This is a genomic window from Treponema sp. UBA7567, assembly GCF_002476655.1.
Lineage (GTDB): Bacteria > Spirochaetota > Spirochaetia > Treponematales > Treponemataceae > Treponema_D.
On record NZ_DLLH01000010.1, the window covers coordinates 2,305 to 8,919 of the forward strand.

Sequence of the window (6,615 nt, forward strand, 5' to 3'; positions counted from 1 at the left end):
CGCGCAGCCTGTTCAATTTTGAATCCAGCCTTGAGTTCATTCCAAAGTCCTGCATTTTTCGCAAAGTCCGTTCAGTGACGACAAAGAAAAATCAACCTTGAAGCCGAAGTTCTCAGAAACCGACTTCAGGTAATCCGCCGTAAGCTTGTCCGAAAGATGAATCATCGCGCCGCATTTTTCGCACTGAAAGTGAATATGCTCGCCGCACTGTCCGTCTTCTTCCGCCGTCTGATAAATAAAGCCGTCAGAAACAGCAGACTTGCGCTTTATGAGCCGTCCGCTTTCAACCAGTTTTTCAAGGTTGCGGTAAACAGTCGTCTTGTTCACACTTTCCCCGCGCTCAGAAAGAAAAGCAAGCAGTTCCATCGCGGAAAATCCGCTTTCCGTCCTTTCCTGAACAAACTGAGAAATCAATTCCGAAGTTTTAGTGTGATAAGACTTTTGCAACACGGTTGCATATTAGCGAGATGAAAAAGAATTGTCAAGAAAAAATTTCGGTTTTATTGGTATCCAAGATTTTTTTTGCGTTACCACAGCAAGCGCACACGTCAAATACCCGAGTTTTGCGTCAGCAAAAACTCGCAGCATACAGCAGGTATGCCAATCCCTAACGTGCGTTCGCGCCATCTGCTTCGCAGATTCTGCTCACCACCTAGTTTTTGCAAAGCAAAAACTCGCGGCAGGTTCATTTCAAAATTAGTATGGAAGTTTTGTCAAAAAATGTGTATAGTAATTTTATAAACGCTACTTATTCTGGAGAAACAAATTATGAACATTTGGACACAGCGAAGCATCGAACTTGCCAATCAGTACGACTATTTAGACCAATTGTTCAAAATTTATCCTCTTTCAGCAAATGAAAAACGCGATTTGCCAAGTGGCATTGTAGAAAAATTAAAAACATTGCTCCAGAACCGCGATTCAAAAGGCTTGATAAACCTTTTGCTTGACCAAGTAAAAGGTCAGGGCGATGAAAAGCATCCTTTCCCGATAAAATATTCTTATGTTTCATATTTAAAAAACGACCGTTCCGCAATAGAAAGAAATCCAAAAACTGTTGAGCGAATTGCAAGTTATCTTTATGAAATGGGTCTTGATGGAATCCTTGAAAAAACATCTGCGCCAAAAGAGACGAACAGGAAAAAGGACGTGGCATAAATGAAATATACACAAAAATTGCTTGAAGATAAAATTCTCCATAACACTGATTACGAATTTCTAAACTCAATCAAAGACAGATTTCCAACAAATAATCCGTATTTCTTAGTCTGCCTCGCGGAAGTTATTTTTAATCGTGAAGAAGATGACACAAAAGATATTTTGAATGAAGTTATTGATGAAGCCTATGATTTATATAAAAACGCGAATATTTCAGAATATTTAAGCGAGATTTAGAATGAAGCTGGTTGAGCTTATAATCGATATTTTAGAAAAATCAGAAATTCCTCTTACACAAGGTGAGATTCTTTCAATTGCAGAAAAACACGAAAAATATTCTGAATGTGAAGAGCTTCAAAAAGTTCAGGTTCCATTGTCTGCTGTTGCCCGATGTCTTACAAAATATTCAAGCGGAAGCAATCCTGTTTTTGGAATTCAAAATGAGGGAAAGGTAAAGAAGAGTAAAAAGCATTTTTTCCTGAAATCTAAAAATATTCCCGAAGCAACCATAATACCAGAATCTTCTTTGCATCCGTATTTGGTAAAATTTGCAAAAGAGCGTTTCGGAGTTTACTGCAAAACCATAAACGCTTTAAAAGTTCAGAAGAAAAAAGACAAAATTGGAAAATGGACAAATCCTGATATAGTTGGCATAAATCCGACAATCCTTGACTTAAATCCGCTTTTTCAATCTGAAATCGAAAAACTTGGGCTTTTTTCAACAAAGGTTATGCAGTTCTACAGTTTTGAACTTAAATTGAAAATTGACAAAAGCAATATCACAGAATGTTATTTTCAGGCAGTTTCAAATTCTGCTTGGGCAAATTACGGCTATCTTGTTGTAGGGGATTTAGATACTGACGCAGCTTTTCTTTCAAACATTTCGCGCTTAAACAATGGCTATGGAATCGGTGTCATAAAATTGAATCTTGAAAATCCTTTAAAGAGTGAAATCGTTGTTTCAGCAAGAGAGCGAAGCGTTGTCGATATAAATTTTATGAATTTTCTTGCTGATATGAATAAAGACTTTTACGCTTTCGTTGACAACGCACGAAAATCGATAAAAACAAAAAAAGTCGATGCGGCTCAATTTGATAAAATAATGTGATAACAGACACTGGCGAACTTCTCCGGCAGAACTTGAAAAACTTGATGAGCAAGGTCTGATTGAATGGTCAAAAAACGGAGTTCCTCGCCGAAAAATTTTTGCGGACGAGCAGAAAGGAAAAAAACTTCAGGACATTTGGGATTTTAAGGATTACCAGTATCCGGTTTATCCGACAGAAAAAAATCTTGACCTATTAAAACTCATTGTCCAGACTTCCTCAAATCCAGAAAGTTTGGTTATGGACTTTTTCTGCGGTTCGGGAACAACTTTGGTTGCCGCCCAAGAACTTGGCAGAAAGTGGATTGGAATTGACAAGTCTCAAAAAGCGATAGAAGTTGCAAGAAAAAAGCTGAATGAAGAAAATGCCGCACTTTTTAAAAACGATTTTGAATTTATTACTATTTCAGAAAAACAAGAGCAGAATCTTCATAATGAAAATATTCTTGTTATACAGAAAACTCCAAAAGTGCTGGTAACTGCGTGAGTTTATTTTTCGCAATTTTCTTTCTTCCTCACATTCTCCTTTTACAAATCTCTTTTTCTCTCTTTTCTTTAATCGCACTCACATTTAATTTGCCTTGCGTGAACCGAGTCTGACTATATGGCTAAAAACAGTGCAAGAAAATTCGGTTTGACAACTGACATTATGTGAAAAATATGCAAAAATGTGTATAATGAAACGCAGATAATTCCTGTTGAATGCAAGACTAATCACATCAGACTCTCAATCGTCTTAAAAATATCGCCCTTTATCAGAACGGAGCGCGGTTTTATTTCCGCAGGAACTTCTTCCTTTTCCATATTGACCGCCGCGTAAAACGCGTTTTTGTTTTTGTACGTGAGATTCCAGAACGGATATTTTATGATTCCGGGCGTGTTTCCTCCGACTCCAAGCTCCAGAAAAAGCGTTCTTGCGTTTTTGTGCTTTTCAATAAAATTCTGGTAGCGTCTTGCCGCTTTGTGCCAGCCGTCGTCCTCAACAAAAGTCTCGTCGCAGCGAAGATTCATCGACATCGGTTTTCCGCAGACCGGGCAGCGCGGCACAAGCTCGGGCGGAATTTCCATTTTCAAAGGATTTCTCAGAAAAACAAGGTCGCCGTCTTTTTTCGTTTTCGCTGTCCTCAAATCCGAATCCTTGCGAAACGAGCATTTTTCTCACCGCCTCTTCGTTGCCGTAAGTCTTTTTGTGGCACGGAACGCAGCACTGAAAAAGTCCGTAGTCGCCCTGCGTGTAGAAAAGCCGCTTTTTGTCGAATCCGGCCTTTTGAAAGCAGTGGTCAACATTCGTGGTGATTGCAAAATAGTCCTTGCCGCGCACAAGCTCAAAAAGTTTTTCGTAGACCGGAAGCGGCGCGCGCATATATCGGTTGATGTAAATGTAGCGGCTCCAGTAAGCCCAGTTTTCCTCAAGCGAGCCAAAATCCGCAAATCCGCCAGAGTACATATCGTGAAAATGATATTTCGTCTCAAAGTCCGAAAAATATTTTTTGAACCGCTCGCCGCTGTACGAAAATCCCGCGCTTGCAGAAAGCCCGGCGCCGGAGCCAATCACGACGCATTCCGCTTTTTCAAGCTGTTCTTTCAGCGTCTCGATTTTTTCGTTTGCGATATTTACAAAGTGCTTTTTTAACATATTTAATTTCGTTTTTTTAATTTTGCTGTCATTATCGGGCTTGAAATCATCTGTCATTATCGGGCTCGACCCGATAATCTCGTACACAAGCCAGAGATTGCCCGGTCAAGCCGGGCAATGACAAAAGGCAACCTGTCATCCTCCAGCTTAGCATTTTAATTTTCCAAATCTTCAAATCCACTCAAAATTCAAACTCCTCCGGCTTTGCAAAATCCGCGCGCTCAGAAAGACCTTTCACGTGTCCAAGATTGTTCAGGCTGCCCTTGATATTTTTAAGATAGAAAACCTTGAAAAGTGGATGCTCCGCATTGTTTTCGTAAAGTTCATGCACAATTGCGCTTTTTTTCATAATCATTTTCTTGACCGCAAGATTTTCCTCAAAAACCGCCTCTGCGCTCAGGCGAATCCACGCCGTCTGAATCTCGTTTTCGAGCAGCTTTGACGCGCACAAGTCAATCCAGGGATTTTTAAGAAGCTCCGCGTACATCGATTTTTTGCTGTTCGTGCAGAACCAGAGCCGCCCGTCGTATTCCACCATGAACTGAACCGGCCGCACCTTCGGCTTTCCGTCCAGACCAATCGTCGCCATATACTGCAGCCCGACTTTTTCAAGATAAGCCGCCACTTCGCGAAGTTCCATAATTGCCTCCGAGCTTTTTTGATGAAAGTATTGTTGTGATTTTTATTGTTACAACTAAGAAAATAATGGCAGGAAATGTAAAAGTCAAGAGTTTGCTGCAGGACAGATATTTATTATATGGCTTTGCATGTGTTTTTGTTTCGGTGTTAAAAAATGTAAAATTATGGCCAATATAGAAGAGACAATCAGCGGAACAAAAAACTACGGCAAAAAATAGCTGCTCCCCATTTGTTTTTCGTTGAATGAAATAAAAGGGGGAGCAGTGCCAAAAGCAAAAACTAAAACTTAAAGTCAGACATTTTTTCGTTTAATGACTTAACGTTCGCTGAATTTTCCAGAACGTGTTCTTTTGAGTCAGCCAAAGTCTCGGTAACTTTTTGAACAGACTCGTTTATGGAATTTACTTTTGTGTTTGTTTCGTAAGTTACTTTGTTCAAATTCTTCATTTCTACAGAAATCTGCTCGCCGCCCTTAAGCATTTCCGCAGCGCCGTCCTTTACAGTTGCTGTTGATTCTGTTAAGCGGCTGATTCCTTCAAGAATCTGCTTGTTGCCTTCAGTCTGTTCAGTCATTGCATTTGAAATTATAAGCTCTTCGTTCTGAACTTTCTTTATGAGAGAATAAATGTTGTTGAACTGAACAGAAACTTCGCTTGCATTTGTGGCAACAGAATTAATTGATTCAGAAAGGCTTCTAAGGTTGTTTTCAATTGACTTTGCGCGCTCATTGCTCTGCTCGGCAAGTTTTCTGATTTCGTCAGCAACAACAGAAAATCCTTTTCCAAATTCACCGGCATGTGCAGCTTCAATCGCGGCATTCATTGAAAGAAGGTTTGTCTGGCTTGCGATGTCCTGAATAACTTTGCTTGCATCCATCAGCAATGAAGATTTTTCAAGAACTTCTTCGGAAAGCTCGCTTGCAATGTGGACTTTTTTCATTCCGGCTTCGGATGCGCTTTCAAGCTCCTGGACAGTTCCGTTGTTCTTTTTAAGGCTTGAAGTTACTCCGTTTACGTTTGCAACCATCTGCTCGATTGCGGCGGACGACTGGTCAATTGCCGATGTCTGCTTTTCAATTTCATCGTTCAGGTGGCGGATGTGCTTGATGATTTCTTCAACAGTTGCGCTTGTCTCTTCAACAGAAGCAACTTGATTTATCATTTCGTCCTTTACGGAATCTGAAATGTTCTTTACATTCGCAATTTCTGAAATCGACTGGTCAACATGCTCCGAAACTTCAGACGAAACTGACAGCGTGGAATTTACGTCCTTGCTGATTTCCTGAAAAATCGTTCTTATGATTTTGTATGCGTTGTTCAAGTCGTTTATGATGATTCCGAAGTCGTTTCTTGTAACAACCTGAGCGTGTTTTATCGCATAATTTTTTTCGGCAAGCGCTCCCAAAATCTGCTTTTCCTGCTTAAGGTTATTTTTTATGTCGTAAGCTGTAATGGAAGTTGTAAGTCCTACAGAAATAAAGCTGAATACCGCCGCAGGGAAAATCACTTTTAGAACGCCCGAAACCGAAGAGTTTGATGCAACGCTAGGAACTAAAAAGGATGCCGTGATGATAAGGAAGCAGCCCAAAAGGTTTACAAGCGTCAGCAGTATGATTCGTTCTCGGTTTGATGAAGTTACAACAGATTTGTCGAACGGAAGCCAGTGCAGGAAGTGCTCGAAGCGGCTGTTGAAAATTGTGTAAAAACTTATTCCGTAAAGCAGCATAAAGCCCGTATAGATAAGAACGATTGAAAGATATGGAGATTCACCTTCAAATGCTTCAAATGGCGAGCCTTTTAAGTGAATTACGAAGCAGGCAAGAAAAGGCATTGCAATTCCTAAAACTAAATTTATTGCAAAAATTATTTTGCCGGAATATTTCAATAAAAGGTTTATTTTTCTGATATGTTTATCTGTTCCGTCATAAGATTTAATTCTGTTTTTTAGAAAACTGTAAAAAGCAAGCGGGCACAAAATTGCAATCACGTAGGCAAGAATTATGTAAGGTGAAAGCAAGATAGTGATAAATTCATCAATCGTAGCAATTCCTGTAATAAACAAGTAAGCCGGAGCTAGG

Annotated in this window: 9 protein-coding genes; 4 read left to right on the forward strand and 5 right to left on the reverse strand. The window is 39.9% G+C overall.

The features are described 5' to 3' along the window. Positions 1–36 precede the first annotated feature (36 nt). Positions 37–450 (reverse strand): Fur family transcriptional regulator, encoded by a 414-nt coding sequence (locus B3Y13_RS00625; protein ID WP_296691987.1) that lies wholly within the window; start codon positions 448–450, stop codon positions 37–39. 318 nt (positions 451–768) lie between these two features. On the opposite strand from B3Y13_RS00625, the gene B3Y13_RS00630 reads away from it, so the two are divergent. The 4 genes from B3Y13_RS00630 (at position 769) to B3Y13_RS00645 (ending at position 2,750) form a co-directional block, all read left to right on the forward strand. Further along, the gene (locus tag B3Y13_RS00630) at positions 769–1,158 is read left to right on the forward strand and encodes a hypothetical protein (RefSeq protein ID WP_296666964.1); all 390 of its coding nucleotides are present in this window, start codon (positions 769–771) and stop codon (positions 1,156–1,158) included. Then, a complete protein-coding gene (locus B3Y13_RS00635; RefSeq protein ID WP_296666967.1) occupies positions 1,159–1,395 on the forward strand; it encodes a hypothetical protein in 237 nt (78 codons plus the stop codon). A 1-nt stretch (position 1,396) separates the two neighbouring features. Beyond that, positions 1,397–2,266 carry a hypothetical protein gene (locus B3Y13_RS00640; RefSeq protein WP_296666970.1) on the forward strand — a complete coding sequence of 290 codons (870 nt, stop codon included), beginning with the start codon at positions 1,397–1,399 and terminating at the stop codon, positions 2,264–2,266. 94 nt (positions 2,267–2,360) lie between these two features. Next, positions 2,361–2,750 (forward strand): DNA methyltransferase, encoded by a 390-nt coding sequence (locus B3Y13_RS00645; RefSeq protein WP_414717800.1) that lies wholly within the window; start codon positions 2,361–2,363, stop codon positions 2,748–2,750. A 227-nt stretch (positions 2,751–2,977) separates the two neighbouring features. Here B3Y13_RS00645 and B3Y13_RS09935 read toward each other — a convergent pair whose 3' ends face one another. The 4 genes from B3Y13_RS09935 to B3Y13_RS00665 all read right to left on the reverse strand — a co-directional run. Further along, positions 2,978–3,274 (reverse strand): hypothetical protein, encoded by a 297-nt coding sequence (locus B3Y13_RS09935; protein WP_296666973.1) that lies wholly within the window; start codon positions 3,272–3,274, stop codon positions 2,978–2,980. Further along, a complete protein-coding gene (locus B3Y13_RS00655) occupies positions 3,243–3,899 on the reverse strand; it encodes a hypothetical protein (protein ID WP_296691990.1) in 657 nt (218 codons plus the stop codon). The genes B3Y13_RS09935 and B3Y13_RS00655 overlap by 32 nt, the downstream gene beginning before the upstream one ends. 181 nt (positions 3,900–4,080) lie before the next feature. Then, entirely contained in the window at positions 4,081–4,539 is a 459-nt protein-coding gene (locus B3Y13_RS00660) for a pyridoxamine 5'-phosphate oxidase family protein (RefSeq protein ID WP_296691992.1), read from the reverse strand. Between the two features lie 278 nt (positions 4,540–4,817). After that, on the reverse strand, positions 4,818–6,615 hold a 1,798-nt coding region (locus tag B3Y13_RS00665), incomplete at its 5' end, for a methyl-accepting chemotaxis protein (protein ID WP_296691995.1).